Source organism: Lelliottia sp. F153 (assembly GCF_002870005.1).
In the GTDB taxonomy this organism is placed as follows: domain Bacteria; phylum Pseudomonadota; class Gammaproteobacteria; order Enterobacterales; family Enterobacteriaceae; genus Enterobacter; species Enterobacter nimipressuralis.
Window position 1 is genome coordinate 1 of sequence record NZ_PKFT01000017.1, and the last position, 15,737, is coordinate 15,737.

Annotated in this window: 16 protein-coding genes and 1 riboswitch; of the genes, 10 read left to right on the forward strand and 6 right to left on the reverse strand. The window is 56.8% G+C overall.

The annotated features are described in order from the left end of the window. The first annotated feature begins 278 nt into the window (after positions 1-278). Both purH and purD read left to right on the forward strand, forming a co-directional pair. Positions 279-1,868, forward strand: a complete 1,590-nt coding sequence (purH, locus tag F153LOC_RS21185) for a bifunctional phosphoribosylaminoimidazolecarboxamide formyltransferase/IMP cyclohydrolase (protein WP_102105766.1) — start codon at positions 279-281, stop codon at positions 1,866-1,868. A gap of 15 nt (positions 1,869-1,883) precedes the next feature. Next, positions 1,884-3,176: a phosphoribosylamine--glycine ligase gene (purD, locus tag F153LOC_RS21190; protein ID WP_102105767.1), complete on the forward strand. Its 1,293-nt coding sequence runs from the start codon at positions 1,884-1,886 to the stop codon at positions 3,174-3,176. 38 nt (positions 3,177-3,214) lie between these two features. On the opposite strand, the gene F153LOC_RS21195 is transcribed toward purD, so the two are convergent. The 6 genes from F153LOC_RS21195 to nudC form a co-directional block, all read right to left on the reverse strand. Then, on the reverse strand, positions 3,215-3,907 hold the full coding sequence (locus F153LOC_RS21195) for a DUF1481 domain-containing protein (RefSeq protein WP_102105781.1): 693 nt from the start codon (positions 3,905-3,907) through the stop codon (positions 3,215-3,217). 12 nt (positions 3,908-3,919) lie between these two features. Beyond that, positions 3,920-4,192: a nucleoid-associated protein HU-alpha gene (gene hupA / locus F153LOC_RS21200; RefSeq protein WP_002445246.1), complete on the reverse strand. Its 273-nt coding sequence runs from the start codon at positions 4,190-4,192 to the stop codon at positions 3,920-3,922. A 186-nt stretch (positions 4,193-4,378) separates the two neighbouring features. Continuing rightward, on the reverse strand, positions 4,379-4,969 hold the full coding sequence (locus F153LOC_RS21205; protein WP_100778093.1) for a YjaG family protein: 591 nt from the start codon (positions 4,967-4,969) through the stop codon (positions 4,379-4,381). A 41-nt stretch (positions 4,970-5,010) separates the two neighbouring features. Continuing rightward, complete coding sequence (nfi, locus tag F153LOC_RS21210; RefSeq protein ID WP_102105768.1) at positions 5,011-5,682, reverse strand: deoxyribonuclease V; 672 nt, start codon at positions 5,680-5,682, stop codon at positions 5,011-5,013. Positions 5,683-5,691: 9 nt separating this feature from the next. Further along, positions 5,692-6,756, reverse strand: coding sequence for a uroporphyrinogen decarboxylase (hemE, locus tag F153LOC_RS21215; protein WP_102105769.1), 1,065 nt, complete (start codon positions 6,754-6,756; stop codon positions 5,692-5,694). Between the two features lie 44 nt (positions 6,757-6,800). Next, a complete protein-coding gene (nudC, locus tag F153LOC_RS21220) occupies positions 6,801-7,574 on the reverse strand; it encodes an NAD(+) diphosphatase (RefSeq protein WP_102105770.1) in 774 nt (257 codons plus the stop codon). Between the two features lie 97 nt (positions 7,575-7,671). Between nudC and rsd the strand changes: the two genes are divergently transcribed. The 8 genes from rsd (at position 7,672) to F153LOC_RS21260 (ending at position 15,593) form a co-directional block, all read left to right on the forward strand. Beyond that, positions 7,672-8,169, forward strand: a complete 498-nt coding sequence (gene rsd / locus F153LOC_RS21225; protein ID WP_102105771.1) for a sigma D regulator — start codon at positions 7,672-7,674, stop codon at positions 8,167-8,169. A gap of 53 nt (positions 8,170-8,222) precedes the next feature. Next, a riboswitch (TPP riboswitch) is annotated at positions 8,223-8,331 on the forward strand. Positions 8,332-8,414: 83 nt separating this feature from the next. After that, positions 8,415-10,310 carry a phosphomethylpyrimidine synthase ThiC gene (thiC, locus tag F153LOC_RS21230; protein WP_102105772.1) on the forward strand — a complete coding sequence of 632 codons (1,896 nt, stop codon included), beginning with the start codon at positions 8,415-8,417 and terminating at the stop codon, positions 10,308-10,310. Beyond that, positions 10,310-10,945, forward strand: coding sequence for a thiamine phosphate synthase (gene thiE / locus F153LOC_RS21235; protein ID WP_102105773.1), 636 nt, complete (start codon positions 10,310-10,312; stop codon positions 10,943-10,945). Before thiC ends, thiE begins: the two co-directional genes overlap by 1 nt. Beyond that, positions 10,938-11,693 carry a thiazole biosynthesis adenylyltransferase ThiF gene (gene thiF / locus F153LOC_RS21240; RefSeq protein ID WP_102105774.1) on the forward strand — a complete coding sequence of 252 codons (756 nt, stop codon included), beginning with the start codon at positions 10,938-10,940 and terminating at the stop codon, positions 11,691-11,693. Before thiE ends, thiF begins: the two co-directional genes overlap by 8 nt. After that, positions 11,677-11,877, forward strand: coding sequence for a sulfur carrier protein ThiS (gene thiS / locus F153LOC_RS21245; protein WP_102105775.1), 201 nt, complete (start codon positions 11,677-11,679; stop codon positions 11,875-11,877). Before thiF ends, thiS begins: the two co-directional genes overlap by 17 nt. Position 11,878: 1 nt before the next feature. Continuing rightward, positions 11,879-12,649 (forward strand): thiazole synthase, encoded by a 771-nt coding sequence (gene thiG, locus F153LOC_RS21250; protein ID WP_102105776.1) that lies wholly within the window; start codon positions 11,879-11,881, stop codon positions 12,647-12,649. Continuing rightward, entirely contained in the window at positions 12,646-13,779 is a 1,134-nt protein-coding gene (gene thiH, locus F153LOC_RS21255) for a 2-iminoacetate synthase ThiH (protein ID WP_102105777.1), read from the forward strand. The genes thiG and thiH overlap by 4 nt, the downstream gene beginning before the upstream one ends. Before the next feature lie 269 nt (positions 13,780-14,048). Next, positions 14,049-15,593, forward strand: coding sequence for a sensor domain-containing diguanylate cyclase (locus F153LOC_RS21260; protein WP_102105778.1), 1,545 nt, complete (start codon positions 14,049-14,051; stop codon positions 15,591-15,593). Positions 15,594-15,737 lie beyond the last annotated feature (144 nt).

A 15,737-nucleotide genomic window follows, 5' to 3' on the forward strand; every position in this document is an offset into this window, starting at 1 on the left:
TGGAGGCGCATTATAGGGAGTTCTCGTCAGCCCGCAACCGCTAAATGACAGAAAAATGACTGACTGCTGCATTCCACAGCAAAACCCCGCCTTATACCCTTTTGCACACAGACTTATCCACAACCCGACGAAAATTTGAAAATTCGCGAGCGTTGCGCAAACGTTTTCGTTAAAATGCACGCGCCATGCAAGGATGCCCTGTCAGGTGTGTTAGATGAGTTTTTTAAAGGAAAATTCATCTAACGCTCTCTGTAATCGTGAAATCCAGGGGATTTACCATGCAACAACGTCGTCCAGTCCGCCGCGCTCTGCTCAGTGTTTCTGATAAAGCCGGTATCGTCGAATTCGCTCAGGCACTTTCTGCACGCGGTGTAGAGCTGCTGTCCACTGGCGGTACCGCTCGCCTGTTAGCAGATAAAGGTCTGCCGGTAACCGAAGTGTCCGATTACACCGGTTTCCCGGAAATGATGGATGGACGTGTAAAGACCCTGCATCCAAAAGTGCACGGCGGCATTCTCGGTCGTCGCGGTCAGGATGACGGCATCATGGATCAACACGGGATTGCGCCGATCGATATGGTGGTTGTTAACCTCTATCCTTTCGCCCAGACCGTTGCCCGCGAAAACTGCTCTCTGGAAGATGCGGTCGAGAATATCGACATCGGCGGCCCAACCATGGTGCGCTCCGCCGCGAAGAACCATAAAGATGTGGCTATCGTGGTAAAGAGCAGCGACTACAACACCATCATTAACGAGATGGATGCCAATGAAGGCTCCCTGACGCTGGAAACCCGTTTCGACCTCGCCATCAAAGCGTTCGAACACACCGCTGCTTACGACAGCATGATCGCCAACTACTTCGGTAGTCTTGTTCCGGCTTATCACGGTGAAAGCAAAGAGCCTGCTGGCCGCTTCCCGCGTACCCTGAATCTGAACTTCATTAAGAAGCAGGATATGCGTTACGGCGAGAACAGCCATCAGAACGCAGCCTTCTATATAGAAGAAGAGATCAAGGAAGCTTCCGTTGCCACCGCTCAGCAGGTCCAGGGCAAAGCGCTTTCCTATAACAACATCGCCGATACCGACGCGGCACTGGAGTGCGTGAAAGAGTTTAACGAACCGGCCTGTGTGATCGTCAAACACGCGAACCCATGCGGCGTTGCCGTTAGCACTTCCATTCTGGAAGCTTACAATCGCGCATACAAAACCGACCCAACTTCCGCTTTCGGCGGCATCATTGCTTTCAACCGCGAACTGGATGCCGAAACAGCGCAGGCGATCATCTCCCGCCAGTTCGTTGAAGTGATCATTGCTCCTTCCGCGACTGAAGAAGCCCTGAAGATCACCGCCGCTAAGCAGAACGTCCGCGTGCTGGTCTGCGGCCAGTGGGCTGAGCGCGTACCGGCTCTGGATTTCAAACGTGTTAACGGCGGCCTGCTGGTTCAGGATCGCGATCTGGGTATGGTTACCGCTGGCGATCTGCGTGTGGTCAGCAAACGTCAACCGACCGAGCAGGAACTGCGTGATGCGCTCTTCTGCTGGAAAGTAGCGAAATTCGTTAAATCCAACGCCATTGTCTATTCCAAAGAGAACATGACCATCGGCATTGGCGCAGGCCAGATGAGCCGCGTTTACTCCGCGAAAATCGCCGGTATTAAAGCCAGCGATGAAGGGCTGGAAGTGAAAGGCTCCGCCATGGCCTCTGATGCCTTCTTCCCGTTCCGCGACGGTATTGATGCTGCGGCGGCGGCTGGCGTTACCTGTGTCATTCAGCCGGGCGGCTCAATCCGCGATGACGAAGTGATTGCTGCTGCCGACGAACACGGTATCGCAATGATCTTCACCGACATGCGTCACTTCCGCCATTAATCTCCGGAGCAGACAATGAAAGTATTAGTGATTGGTAACGGTGGGCGCGAGCACGCCCTGGCGTGGAAAGCGGCACAGTCGCCTCTGGTTCAAACCGTCTTCGTGGCACCGGGGAATGCCGGTACCGCGCTGGAACCGGCCCTGCAGAACGTCGCGATCGGCGTGACCGATATTCCGGCGCTGCTGAACTTCGCCCTGAATGAGAAAATCGATCTGACCATCGTCGGCCCGGAAGCGCCGCTGGTGATTGGCGTGGTAGATGCGTTCCGCGCAGCGGGCCTGAAAATCTTCGGCCCAACGGAAGGCGCAGCGCAGCTCGAAGGCTCTAAAGCCTTCACCAAAGATTTCCTTGCGCGTCACAAAATCCCGACCGGTGAGTATCAGAATTTCACCGAAGTGGAGCCTGCGCTGGCGTATCTGCGCGAAAAAGGCGCTCCGATTGTCATCAAGGCCGACGGTCTGGCTGCCGGTAAAGGCGTGATCGTGGCGATGACCCTCGAAGAAGCCGAAGCGGCCGTTCAGGATATGCTGGCAGGTAACGCTTTCGGCGACGCTGGGCACCGCATCGTGATCGAAGAGTTCCTCGACGGCGAAGAGGCGAGCTTTATCGTGATGGTTGATGGCGAGCATGTCCTGCCGATGGCCACCAGCCAAGACCACAAACGTGTAGGTGATGGCGATACCGGTCCGAACACCGGCGGCATGGGCGCTTACTCTCCGGCGCCGGTGGTGACTGACGAAGTCCACCAGCGCACGATGGAGCGCATCATCTGGCCTACCGTGAAAGGCATGGCCGCAGAAGGCAACACGTACACCGGTTTCCTGTATGCCGGGCTGATGATCGACAAGCAGGGCAACCCAAAAGTTATCGAGTTCAACTGCCGCTTTGGCGATCCGGAAACGCAGCCGATCATGCTGCGCATGAAATCCGATCTGGTGGAACTGTGCCTGGCCGCCTGCGAAGGTAAGCTGGATGAGAAAACGTCCGAGTGGGATACGCGTGCCTCTTTGGGCGTTGTGATCGCTGCCGGCGGGTATCCGGGCAACTACAACAATGGTGATGAGATCCACGGTTTACCGCTGGAAGAGGTCGACGGCGGTAAAGTGTTCCATGCTGGCACCAAACTGGCAGAAGACGATCGCGTGTTAACTAACGGGGGCCGCGTATTGTGCGCCACCGCGCTGGGTAACACCGTTGCCGAGGCGCAGAAACGCGCTTACGCGCTGATGAAGGATATCCACTGGAACGGCAGCTTTAGCCGCAGTGATATTGGTTATCGTGCGATTGCCCGCGAGCAAGAACAGTAACAACTATTCGCCCTCTCCGTCCGGAGGGGGCACTGATATCAGAAATTCTTTTCCGTCGGCTGCCACGTGCAGAAATCTTCGTTTGCCACCAGCAGCAGCTGTGACCCTTCTGGCGCTTCAAGCCAGGCAATACTCACTTCCATCGAAGAGTGTCGCTGACGCCGTTCGATATGTTCTTTCGCCCAGGCTTCGAGATCGGGCTTAACGGTCTGCCCTTCACAGGTGGTGACTGTGCCATCAGGATGCCAGCGCCCCTGACGTAGCACCACGCGTCCCTGACGCAGCGCATCGCTGGTCTGGCGCACCTGGGTTGCCCGGTAGCGGTACAGGGCGATTTGATCGCTGGAGAGCTGTTGTTTTTGGCCGTTGACCTCGCGCTGCATAAAGCTCAGCTCGCCGTGGTCATCAAAGCGCACGCGGACGTGTTCAGGCGTTTTACTGTAGATATTGAGTTCAATCAGCGACAGCGCATCGCCTTGCCAGCGGTATTCCGCCGTAGAGGTGTTGCCGTTGTGCCATGGGCTGAATGCGGAGAGCAGGTGAACGTCGTCACCAGAGTCTTTGCGCCAGACTCGTACCGCGCCCTGATCGTCAGCGTATCCGCTGGCGGTAAACGGCGGCAGAGAGGAGTCATGGCTGCAGGCAGTGAGCAACAGCATGCCCGCCAGCGCGAGCGGACAGCGCCATGAAAACAAAAGGGGCGAAACCGCCCCCTTGTTAAAACTGTTCACGGCCACGCCGTCTTACTTAACAGCGTCTTTCAGTGCTTTACCAGAAACAAATGCCGGTACGTTTGCAGCGGCGATTTTGATTTCTTTACCGGTCTGCGGGTTGCGGCCAGTACGCTCAGCGCGGTGGTTCACTTTGAAGGTACCGAAACCAACCAGTTGTACAGCATCGCCTTCTTTCAGAGACTCAGTAATAGCAGCCAGGGTGGATTCCAGAGCAGCTTTAGCCTGCACTTTAGACAGATCAGCCTTGTCCGCAATTACATCAATCAGTTGAGTCTTGTTCATAAGTTATCCTTTCAATGTGTTTATCGCTTGCTAAGCATCGAGTGCGACGAAAATGCCAAAAAAGCACTCTCCTGCATACACGCACCGATAGCCACTTTTTTTCGCCCCCCAAATGTAGACCAGACGGGGGGCAGAAGGGAAGAGTCGAGGTGCGACAAAACAGGCGTTAAATCACGTTTTATTGTCTCATTGGTTAAAAATTATACCAATATTACTCTCACCCGCCTCGCGTAAGTCCGCGCGCAGCCCTTTTATCAGCTCAATATCGCGTTCTTCGCAGTCGGCCAAAAGTCGGAATATTTCCCACTGAATATCCCACTCCTGCTCGACCGCAGGGTTCGCTCGCAGCTCTTCGTCGGTCATTTCGCGACCTTCCTGGGTCATTTCCAGCATCGCCACGGTGGTAATGGACGCCTTACTGACTTCGATGGCATGGTCCAGGGTTTCACCGCTCAGACGCGAGTGAAGCAATTCACTCAGTGCCACGCAGGCGTCGATAGCCGGGTAGACGCCATACATATCGTAGTCATCCGCCGACGGGATCGCCTCTTCCAGTTTTTCGAGCTGAGAATCGAAATTCACCTTAGCGTCTTTGACCGTGAGCGTTTCCCAAATCAGGTCGAGAATACGACGATAAATCTGGCCTTCACCAAATCCAGTCTGCTTGCAGAACGTGGCATAGTTGGGATACATGCGCTCGCACAGACAGGCCATAAAGGTGACGTGCTGCCAGCTTTCCAGCTTCTCAAGGCGCAGATGAATCGGGTTTTGTAACATGATGATGTCTCGAATCGGAAATTAGCCGCAGTTTACCTGAATCAACGCTGAATTTCCTGCCAACGAACAAATGCCGGACGCGCGGACGCCACTGCGTCAGCCCAGCGCGTCGGCTCCGGTAAACGGTAGCCTTTCATGCAGCGTTGCACCCACGCCAGTGCGCTGTCGGTGCTCACGCGATGACCCGTCGCCACAAACAGCGGATTACAGCGCGCTTTACTGCGCCAGACCCACGCCAACTGCTCGCCCTTGTCCATCAGCGGTGCGAGAGCACCCGGTTCGGCAGAAAGCGGTTCGAACTTGCCGCACAGACGCTTTTTCGCCACGCCAATCGTCGGCACATCCACCAGCAGACCAAAATGGCTGGCCACGCCGAGGCGTCGCGGGTGGGAAATCCCATGACCATCGACGAACAAAAGATCGGGTTTTTGCGAGAGTTGCTCCCACGCTGCCAGCAGCGCGGGGTATTCACGAAAGGAGAGAAAACCAGGAATGTAGGGCATGGTGGTGGCGATGCGCGCTACTTTGTACTCCACCAGCTCCAGCGCGGGATAGGTTAACAGCACCATCGCGGCTCGCGTCACTTCCCCGCCCTGTTCAAACCCGACATCGGCACCGGCGATCAACGCCGGGGGATTCACATCCAGACGATCCTCTCGGATCACCGAGGAGGCCAGTTCGATTTGCTGAGCGCGTAATGACGCGAGATCCATAATCACTCCCTACTGGTGGTACTGGGCAGAAAGGCGGTGCACCGCCTCGACAAACACGCCTGCGTGCTCTGGCGGTACATCCTGATGAATACCGTGGCCGAGGTTAAAGACGTGCCCTTCGCCCTGACCGAATCCGGCCAGAATGGTCGCCACTTCTTCTTCGATGCGTGCGGGCTGCGCGTAGAGCATGGAGGGGTCCATATTGCCCTGCAGCGCCACTTTGTCACCCACGCGACGGCGCGCATCGGCAATATCCGTCGTCCAGTCGAGACCCAGCGCATCGCAGCCGGTCGCAGCCAGCGCTTCCAGCCACTGCCCGCCGCCTTTGGTGAACAGCGTCACCGGCACGCGACGGCCTTCGTTTTCACGCAGCAGACCATCGACAATTTTATGCATGTAGTACAGGGAGAACTGCTGATAATCGCGCCCGGTCAGCACTCCGCCCCAGGTATCGAAAATCATGACCGACTGCGCACCCGCTTTAATCTGCGCATTGAGATACAGAGTGACGCTTTTCGCCAGTTTGTCGAGCAGCGCATGCAGCGCCAGCGGCTCGGCGTACATCATCTTTTTGATCATCGTGAAGGCTTTGCTGCTGCCACCTTCAACCATATACGTCGCCAGGGTCCACGGGCTTCCGGAGAAACCAATCAGCGGCACTTCGCCTTTCAGCTCGCGGCGAATAGTGCGCACCGCGTTCATAACGTAGCCCAGCTCCTGTTCAGGGTCTGGAATCGGCAGTTTATCGACGTCAGCTTTGCTCTTAATCGGTGAGGTAAAACGCGGGCCTTCGCCGGTTTCGAAATAGAGACCCAGCCCCATCGCGTCCGGAATGGTCAGGATATCTGAAAAAAGGATCGCCGCATCGAGCGGAAAACGGCGCAGCGGCTGCAGCGTGACTTCGCAGGCCAGCTCGGCGTTTTTGCACAGGGACATAAAATCGCCCGCCTCGGCGCGCGTGGCTTTGTACTCCGGCAAATAGCGGCCCGCCTGGCGCATCATCCACACTGGGGTGATATCAACGGGTTGGCGCAGCAGCGCACGCAGATAACGATCGTTCTTCAGTTCGGTCATTTTTGCAGTTCCTTAAGCGTCATGCCGCCAGTGTAACATGTGATTCATTCATAGTCGGCCCGACACATCGCGACGGTATCTTCTATCAGACGACGCGCCACGGTGCCCGGTGGCGGAAGAAGGGGTAAGTCGTCGTAGCGATACCAGTTGGCTTCCAGCAGCTCTTTTTGGTCGATCACGATATCGCCGCTGTCATAATCCGCCATAAACGCGGTCATTAGCGACATGGGGAAGGGCCACGGCTGGGAGGTCACGTAACGCAGATTTTTAACCTTGATACTGCTCTCTTCCATCACTTCGCGAGCAACAGCCTGTTCGAGCGTCTCACCCACTTCGACAAAGCCGGCCAGCACCGTATGCACGCCATTGCGATGGCGAGTGTGTTGCGCCAGCAGAATAGTGTCATCCCGACGAATGGCGACGATGATACACGGGGCGATTTGCGGGTAGTAGCGCTCCCGGCAGTGGCTGCACAGCATAGCCCACTCGGATTTGCTCTGGTGCATGGTATGCCCGCAGTAGCCGCAGAACTTATGGGATCGGAAAAATTCTGCCAGTTGCACGCCACGCCCGGCCAGCTGGAACAGACCGACGTCCAGATCGATCACCTGGCGAACCGATCCCATTTCGTGATGGCGATGTTGCTGGATCAACCACACGGAATCGCCCTGCCATTCGCCGAGCCAGAGTGCCCTCTGCCCCGCAAGATCGAAACGTCCTGCCTCGCCGTAAGGTAATTCTCCGCCGGGCAACCATAATTTTTGTTCGTGGCTGACGATCCACCAGCCGCGATCTAATTTTTCAATTATACGATCCATATCTATTGCACTACCTTTGCTTCACAGGCATGTTGATAACAATATTCTTACATTTCCGGGTGGCCAGCTTTTTCATCTTAACCTTGTGGAGTCAAACATGCTAAACCAGCTACAAAGCCTGACAGCGCGCGTTGGAGGAAGTCATGACCTGGTCGATCGCTGGCTGCACGTGCGCAAACATTTGCTTGTTGCTTACTACAATCTGGTTGGCATTAAGCCTGGCAAAGAATCGTATATGCGGTTGAATGAAAAAGCGCTGGATGATTTTTGTCAAAGCCTGGTCGACTACCTTTCCGACGGTCATTTTAATCTATATGAACGTATTATTCGCGAAATGGAAGGGACCAGCCCGTATTTAGCGGCCACGAAGCTCTACCCACTGCTGGAAGCCAATACTCAGCAGATCATGGACTATTACGACTCCACGCTCGAAAACGCCATCGACCAGGACAATTATCTGGATTTCCAGCAGGCCCTTTCCGATCTCGGCGAAGCGATGGAAGCGCGGTTCACGCTGGAAGACAAGCTCATCGCCCTGGTGCTGGACAGCAATCCAAAAGCCAGCAACGAAGACAACATCGCGCGGCCAGCTTGAGTTCTTAAGCGTTAACGAGTAATTTACAAATACCGCACCTGCACTGCAGGCGCGTTTTCTTGTCGGAGTGCCCAGTGCGAAAGCCGGGCTGAGACCGTTAATTCGGGATCCGCGGAACCTGATCAGGCTAATACCTGCGAAGGGAACAAGAGTCAAAATGCTGTTGTATCACCCTCTCTGGGTGATCACACCTCTTGCTTCATCCGTCGTCTGACAAGCCACTCCTTACTTTTTTGGAATGAGCTATGTCTGCAACTAAACTGACCCGCCGCGAACAGCGCGCACAAGCACAACACTTCATCGACACACTGGAAGGCACTGCTTTCCCGAACTCCAGACGTATTTACATCACCGGTTCGCAGGACGATATCCGCGTCCCGATGCGTGAAATCCAGCTCAGCCCGACACTGATCGGTGGCAGCAAAGAAAATCCCCAGTTTGAAGATAACGAAGCAGTGCCGGTCTACGACACCTCTGGCCCTTATGGCGATGCGGACGTGGCCATTAACGTCCAGCGGGGGCTGGAAAAACTGCGTCAGCCGTGGATTGAGGCGCGCCAGGACAGCGAATCACTGACCGACCGCAGCTCCGCGTACACCAAAGAGCGTCTGGCGGACGATGGTCTGGACGGGCTGCGTTTCACCGGTCTGTTGACGCCGAAACGGGCGAAAGCGGGAAAATGCGTGACTCAGCTGCACTATGCACGCCAGGGGATCGTAACGCCGGAGATGGAATTCATCGCCATCCGCGAAAACATGGGGCGCGAGCGCATTCGCAGCGAAGTTCTGCGCCACCAGCATCCGGGCGAAGATTTTGGCGCTCGCCTGCCGGAGAACATCACGCCGGAATTCGTGCGTGACGAAGTGGCCGCTGGCCGGGCGATTATCCCTGCCAACATAAACCACCCGGAATCGGAACCGATGATTATTGGCCGCAACTTCCTGGTGAAAGTGAACGCCAATATCGGCAACTCTGCGGTCACCTCCTCCATCGAAGAAGAGGTCGAAAAACTGGTGTGGTCCACCCGCTGGGGCGCGGACACGGTGATGGATCTCTCCACCGGGCGCTACATCCACGAAACCCGCGAGTGGATCCTGCGTAACAGCCCGGTACCGATCGGCACCGTCCCGATCTATCAGGCGCTGGAGAAGGTAAACGGGATCGCCGAAGATCTCACCTGGGAAGCGTTCCGCGATACGCTGCTGGAACAGGCCGAACAGGGGGTAGATTACTTCACCATCCACGCCGGTGTACTGCTGCGCTACGTGCCGATGACCGCCAAACGCCTGACCGGGATTGTCTCGCGCGGCGGCTCAATCATGGCGAAATGGTGCCTGTCGCATCATCAGGAAAACTTCCTCTACGAACACTTCCGCGAGATTTGTGAAATCTGCGCCGCGTACGACGTCTCCCTGTCGCTGGGCGACGGCCTGCGTCCTGGCTCTATTCGCGATGCCAACGACGAAGCACAGTTTGCTGAGCTGCACACCCTGGGCGAGCTGACCAAAATCGCCTGGGAATATGACGTGCAGGTGATGATTGAAGGCCCCGGCCACGTGCCAATGCAGATGATTCGCCGCAATATGACCGAAGAACTGGAGCACTGCCACGAAGCACCGTTCTACACCCTTGGGCCGCTGACCACCGATATTGCGCCGGGCTACGACCACTTCACCTCCGGTATCGGCGCGGCGATGATCGGCTGGTTTGGCTGCGCCATGCTCTGCTATGTCACCCCGAAAGAGCATCTCGGCCTGCCGAACAAAGAGGACGTGAAGCAGGGGCTGATCACCTACAAAATCGCCGCCCACGCTGCGGATTTAGCCAAAGGCCACCCGGGTGCGCAGATCCGCGATAACGCCATGTCGAAAGCGCGATTTGAATTCCGCTGGGAAGACCAGTTCAATCTGGCGCTCGACCCGTTCACCGCGCGCGCCTACCACGATGAAACCCTGCCGCAAGAGTCCGGCAAAGTGGCGCACTTCTGCTCTATGTGCGGGCCAAAATTCTGCTCAATGAAAATCAGCCAGGAAGTGCGCGACTACGCCGCGAAACAGGTGATCGAAGTGGGCATGGCTGACATGTCAGAAAACTTCCGCGCTAAAGGCGGCGAAATCTACCTCAAAAAAGAGGAGGCGTAATGTACCAGCCCGATTTCCCCCCGGTGCCCCTGCGCTTAGGGCTTTACCCGGTCGTCGACAGCGTGGAATGGATTGAGCGCCTGCTTCAGGCGGGCGTCAAAACGCTCCAGCTGCGCATCAAAGACAAGCGTGACGAAGAGGTGGAAAGCGATGTGATAGCTGCCATCGAACTGGGGCGCCGCTTTGACGCCCGATTATTTATCAACGATTACTGGCAGCTGGCGATTAAGCATCAGGCCTACGGTGTGCATCTGGGTCAGGAAGATCTCGAGACCACCGATCTGAGCGCCATTCGCGAGGCAGGCCTGCGCTTGGGCGTTTCGACTCATGATGATATGGAGATCGACGTGGCGCTCGCCGCTCGCCCCTCCTATATCGCGCTCGGCCACGTCTTCCCGACGCAAACTAAACAGATGCCGTCAGCCCCGCAAGGGCTGGCGCAGCTGTCGCGCCATATCGCTCGTCTGGGCGATTACCCGACCGTCGCTATCGGCGGTATCAGCCTGGCGCGTGCCCCGGCAGTGCTGGAAACCGGCGTCGGCAGTATCGCGGTGGTCAGCGCCATTACGCAGGCAGTAGACTGGCGGGCGGCCACTGAACAGCTGTTGCAGCTGGCGGGAGCGGGCGATGAATGACACTGATTTCATGCGCTACAGCCGCCAGATCCTGCTCGACGATATCGCCGTCGAGGGTCAGCAAACGCTGCTCGACAGCCGGGTGTTGATCATCGGCCTCGGAGGACTCGGCGCGCCTGCTGCGCTCTATCTGGCTGGCGCAGGCGTCGGCACGCTGGTGTTAGCCGACGACGACGATGTCCATCTGAGCAATTTGCAACGGCAAATCCTGTTCACCACCGAGGACATTAACCAGCCAAAAGCGCAGATCACCACCCAGCGGCTGAATGCGCTTAACCCTGACATTACGCTCATTGCCGTGCAGAAGCGGCTGGAGGGAGACGCGCTCCATCAGGAGGTCGCCCGCGCCGATGTGGTGCTGGATTGCACCGACAATATGGCGACACGTCAGGCGATCAACGCCGCCTGCGTGGCCCTCGATACGCCGCTCATTACCGCCAGCGCCGTTGGGTTTGGCGGGCAGATGATGGTGCTGACGCCGCCGTGGACGCAGGGCTGCTACCGCTGCCTGTGGCCGGACGATGAAGAGCCGCAGCGCAACTGCCGTACGGCGGGGATCCTCGGGCCGGTCGTCGGCGTGATGGGCACCTTGCAGGCGCTGGAGGCGATCAAACTCATCAGCAAAATGGCGACCCCGCGCAATACGCTGCGGATGTTCGATGCCCGTTCAGGAAACTGGCGGCATCTGGCATTGCAGCGCGCCAGCGGGTGCCCGGTATGCGGAGGACAGCATGCGCATTCTGTTTAACGATGAGCCGATGCAGTGCGTTTCGGGGCTTACCGTCGCAGCCCTTCTCGACCAACTACGCCAGCTGAAGCCGGGTATGGCGCTGGCCCTTAATCAACAGATCCTGCCGCGAGAGCAGTGGGAACGTCAGCAGGTGCGCGATGGCGATCAGATCCTGCTTTTTCAGGTCATCGCGGGAGGCTGATATGTTACGTATTGCAGATAAACTCTTTGAATCACACCTTTTCACCGGCACCGGAAAATTCGCTTCGCCACAGCTGATGGTCGATGCCATTCGCGAGAGCGGCAGCGAGCTGGTGACGCTGGCGATGAAACGCGTGGATTTGCGTCATCACAGCGATGCGATCCTGGCCCCGCTTCTGGCGGCGGGCGTGACGCTTCTGCCCAACACGTCCGGGGCGAAAACGGCAGAAGAGGCGGTGTTTGCCGCCCAGCTGGCACGCGAAGCGCTGGGCACCAGCTGGCTGAAACTGGAAATCCATCCCGACGCGCGCTGGCTGCTGCCCGATCCCATCGAAACCCTGAAAGCAGCTGATATTCTCGTCAAGCAAGGGTTCACGGTTTTGCCCTACTGCGGCGCGGACCCGGTGCTCTGTAAACGGCTTGAGGAAGTCGGTTGCGCGGCGGTGATGCCGCTGGGTGCACCGATTGGCTCCAATCAGGGGCTTGAAACCCGCGCGATGCTTGAAATTATCATTGAACAGGCCACTGTTCCGGTGGTGGTAGATGCGGGTATCGGCGTGCCGAGCCATGCGGCGCAGGCGCTTGAGATGGGCGCCGACGCCGTGTTGGTCAACACCGCAATTGCAGTGGCTGATGATCCGGTGATGATGGCGCACGCATTTCGTCTGGCTGTAGAGGCAGGCCTGCTGGCGCGTCAGTCCGGGCCTGGCTCGCGCAGTTTTCAGGCGCAGGCCACCAGCCCGCTAACGGGCTTTCTGGAGGCGTACTCATGAGCACCTTCGTCGACCGCTGGCGGGAACTGGACTGGGACGATATTCGTCTGCGGATCAACAGCAAAACCGCCGCAGACGTCGAGCACGCCCTGAACGCGCGTCATGTCTCCCGCGAAGATCTGATGGCCCTGCTCTCCCCCGCCGCCAGCGCCTATCTGGAGCCAATGGCCCAGCGCGCGCAACGGCTCACTCGCCAGCGTTTTGGCAACACCGTGAGCTTTTACGTGCCGCTCTACCTCTCCAACCTGTGCGCCAATGATTGCACCTACTGCGGCTTTTCCATGAGCAATCGCATTAAGCGCAAAACCCTCGACGAGCATGAAATTGCTCGTGAGTGTGGCGCCATCCGGGAGATGGGCTTTGAACATCTGTTGCTGGTCACCGGTGAACATCAGGGAAAAGTGGGCATGGACTATTTCCGTCAGCACGTTCCGGCCATACGTCGCCGGTTTTCGTCCCTGCAGATGGAGGTGCAGCCACTCTCTGAAGAGGAGTACGTGGAGCTGAAATCCCTTGGGCTGGACGGCGTGATGGTCTATCAAGAGACCTATCACGAAGCGATATACGCCCGGCACCACCTGAAAGGAAAAAAGCAGGATTTCTTCTTCCGCCTGGAAACGCCGGACCGACTCGGTCGCGCGGGGATCGACAAAATCGGTCTCGGCGCGTTGATTGGGCTGTCAGACAGCTGGCGGGTCGACTGTTTTATGGTGGCGGAGCATTTGTTGTGGCTCCAGCAGCACTACTGGCAGAGCCGCTACTCCATCTCTTTCCCGCGGCTGCGCCCCTGCGCTGGCGGTATCGAACCGGCGTCGATCATGGATGAACGCCAGCTGGTGCAAACGATCTGCGCGTTTCGCCTGCTGGCACCGGAAGTGGAGCTGTCGCTGTCAACACGGGAATCGCCGGAGTTTCGCGATCGGGTCATTCCGTTAGCCATTAACAACGTCAGCGCCTTTTCCAAAACCCAGCCGGGCGGTTATGCCGATAATCATCCGGAACTGGAGCAGTTCGCCCCACACGATGGCCGTCGGCCTGAAGAGGTTGCCCACGCGCTCAGCACTCAGGGGTTACAGCCCGTCTGGAAAGACTGGGATAGCTGGCTGGGGCGCGTCTCGCAGTTACGTTGAAACGCGATGCAACGAGGCGAAATGTTCTCGAGGAGCCTCGGAGTGTCACCATTGAGCAGTTGTCGAACCATCTGTGTTTTTTTAATCTGCAAACGTCAGCAGCGGACGCTGACCAGGGCGAAAAGCTTCTTCCTCGTTTCGCCCTGCCTTCACAAAAATAAGCAGTTTCTGGTCAGTTATTAAGATAAATCATCCTGCCTTAAAATCTGGGAAGTATAATTAACCAGCATACATTTGGACTATCACCTCTTCTGGATCTCTGACAACCCATGCCTGTCCACAGTAAAAAACTCTCTTTTACGACACCTATCCTGGTGAGCTTTGCGGGGATATTGCTCAGTTTTGTGCTGATCGCCGTGTTTATCACGCTGACGCAGCGAAAAGATTTTGTAGAGGATTATCATAATATTAACCTCAATTTCACGCATAACCTGGCGGTGAACTATACGGAATCGATCCTGCGTGAAAACGACCATATTCTTGGCCGGGCTGTCACATTCTTCTCCCGCAATGACCAGCTTGAGAACACGGTGAATGTCGATCGCGAGAACGGATTGCAGGCCCTGATGCAGTTGCAAAACATGATGCCGAACGTTTCGGCTATCTCTCTGGCTGACGCCCAGGGACACTACCTGCGTGCCCCCGAAGTCCTGGCGGATGACAGCAGCAAAAAGTTTGATCCCCGCGTCCGCCCGTGGTTTGTCGGTCAGGCGCAGGCGAGTACCTTAAGCCGCTATACCAGCCCTTACATGGATTACTTTACTCATCAGCTTACCGTTACCCTCTACCGGCCCGTCATTTCGCCGGAAGGTCGCGTTAAAGGGACTCTCGGATTTCATCTCGACCTGGCTTCCATGGGATATACCCTGCGCCAGATGGTCGCCCCCATGCATGGGGAATTCTTCGTGGTGGAGCGCGATGGAAAGGTGGTGCTGCATCCGGATACCCGAGCCTTGTTTAAAACCTATGTCAGTGAAGAGCTGATGGACCAGATGACCAGCGGCGAGGGGCACACCTACGATCGTAAAACCGGCTTCTGGTACTACTACTACGCCTTTACGAACCCGGACTGGCTCGTCATTTACCGCGTTTCTAATACCACGCTCACCGACATCACACGCCACGAGACGAACATTGTCAGTTGGGGATTTGCGCTGGCCGCCATCGTGATTATCTTGTTTGGCCTGTATCTGCGCCACGCATCGCGTACGGTACTGATGAACATCATCAATGCCATTAAAACCGGCGAGGTGAATCAAGCGCCGCGACTGGAAGCGATGCTCAGTAAAACCATTCTGACGAACAAAGAGCGCGAGCGGGATTATGTGCGTCAGGCGACCGTGGACGCGCTCACCGGCTGTAAGAATCGCCGCGCCTTCGACAGCGATGTTGCGGCATTGATGAAGGAGCATCAGCCCTTTGCCCTCGCGCTGGTTGATATTGATAACTTTAAATCCATCAACGATACCTGGGGCCATCTGAGCGGCGATATTGTACTGCGTAACGTCGCCCGGGAGGGCATCCAGGTGATGCAGCCCCAGCATATTTCCGTGTATCGGTACGGCGGTGAGGAGTTTGCCGTTGTCTTCCCAGCAGAACATATTGATTCAGCTTTTAGCCTGCTGGAAAAATGGCGTCTTCAGGTTGCAGATCGCACCTGGCGGGAAGAGGGTTTGCACGTCACCTTTAGCGCCGGCCTGGGAGAGTGGCACTTCGAGCCGCTGGAGCAGTTAGTGGGCAGCGTGGACGCAGCTCTCTACGAAGCCAAACAGCAGGGTAAAAACCGCACGCTTCTCTCTTCCACCCACGCATAACACCGCATTCTCTGTGCCCGCTTTGGCGGGCGCACCGCTTAATCCGTTAAAATTGTAACCGGTTTCAGAAAAAGCAGATTTCTTTGTGATGCCTCACACACAATCGCCTTAAAGCGGTTGTTGAAGCCGCCTGCACGGGATAAT

Coding starts and splice junctions, on each gene's coding strand:
- purH (WP_102105766.1), top strand. CDS start 279: ATGCAACAACGTCGTCCAGTCCGCCGCGCTCTGCTCAGTGTTTCTGAT.
- thiC (WP_102105772.1), top strand. CDS start 8,415: ATGTCTGCAACTAAACTGACCCGCCGCGAACAGCGCGCACAAGCACAA.
- F153LOC_RS21260 (WP_102105778.1), top strand. CDS start 14,049: ATGCCTGTCCACAGTAAAAAACTCTCTTTTACGACACCTATCCTGGTG.
- nfi (WP_102105768.1), bottom strand. CDS start 5,682: ATGGATCTCGCGTCATTACGCGCTCAGCAAATCGAACTGGCCTCCTCG.
- thiG (WP_102105776.1), top strand. CDS start 11,879: ATGTTACGTATTGCAGATAAACTCTTTGAATCACACCTTTTCACCGGC.
- hemE (WP_102105769.1), bottom strand. CDS start 6,756: ATGACCGAACTGAAGAACGATCGTTATCTGCGTGCGCTGCTGCGCCAA.
- purD (WP_102105767.1), top strand. CDS start 1,884: ATGAAAGTATTAGTGATTGGTAACGGTGGGCGCGAGCACGCCCTGGCG.
- thiE (WP_102105773.1), top strand. CDS start 10,310: ATGTACCAGCCCGATTTCCCCCCGGTGCCCCTGCGCTTAGGGCTTTAC.
- rsd (WP_102105771.1), top strand. CDS start 7,672: ATGCTAAACCAGCTACAAAGCCTGACAGCGCGCGTTGGAGGAAGTCAT.
- thiF (WP_102105774.1), top strand. CDS start 10,938: ATGAATGACACTGATTTCATGCGCTACAGCCGCCAGATCCTGCTCGAC.
- thiS (WP_102105775.1), top strand. CDS start 11,677: ATGCGCATTCTGTTTAACGATGAGCCGATGCAGTGCGTTTCGGGGCTT.
- nudC (WP_102105770.1), bottom strand. CDS start 7,574: ATGGATCGTATAATTGAAAAATTAGATCGCGGCTGGTGGATCGTCAGC.
- thiH (WP_102105777.1), top strand. CDS start 12,646: ATGAGCACCTTCGTCGACCGCTGGCGGGAACTGGACTGGGACGATATT.
- hupA (WP_002445246.1), bottom strand. CDS start 4,192: ATGAACAAGACTCAACTGATTGATGTAATTGCGGACAAGGCTGATCTG.
- F153LOC_RS21205 (WP_100778093.1), bottom strand. CDS start 4,969: ATGTTACAAAACCCGATTCATCTGCGCCTTGAGAAGCTGGAAAGCTGG.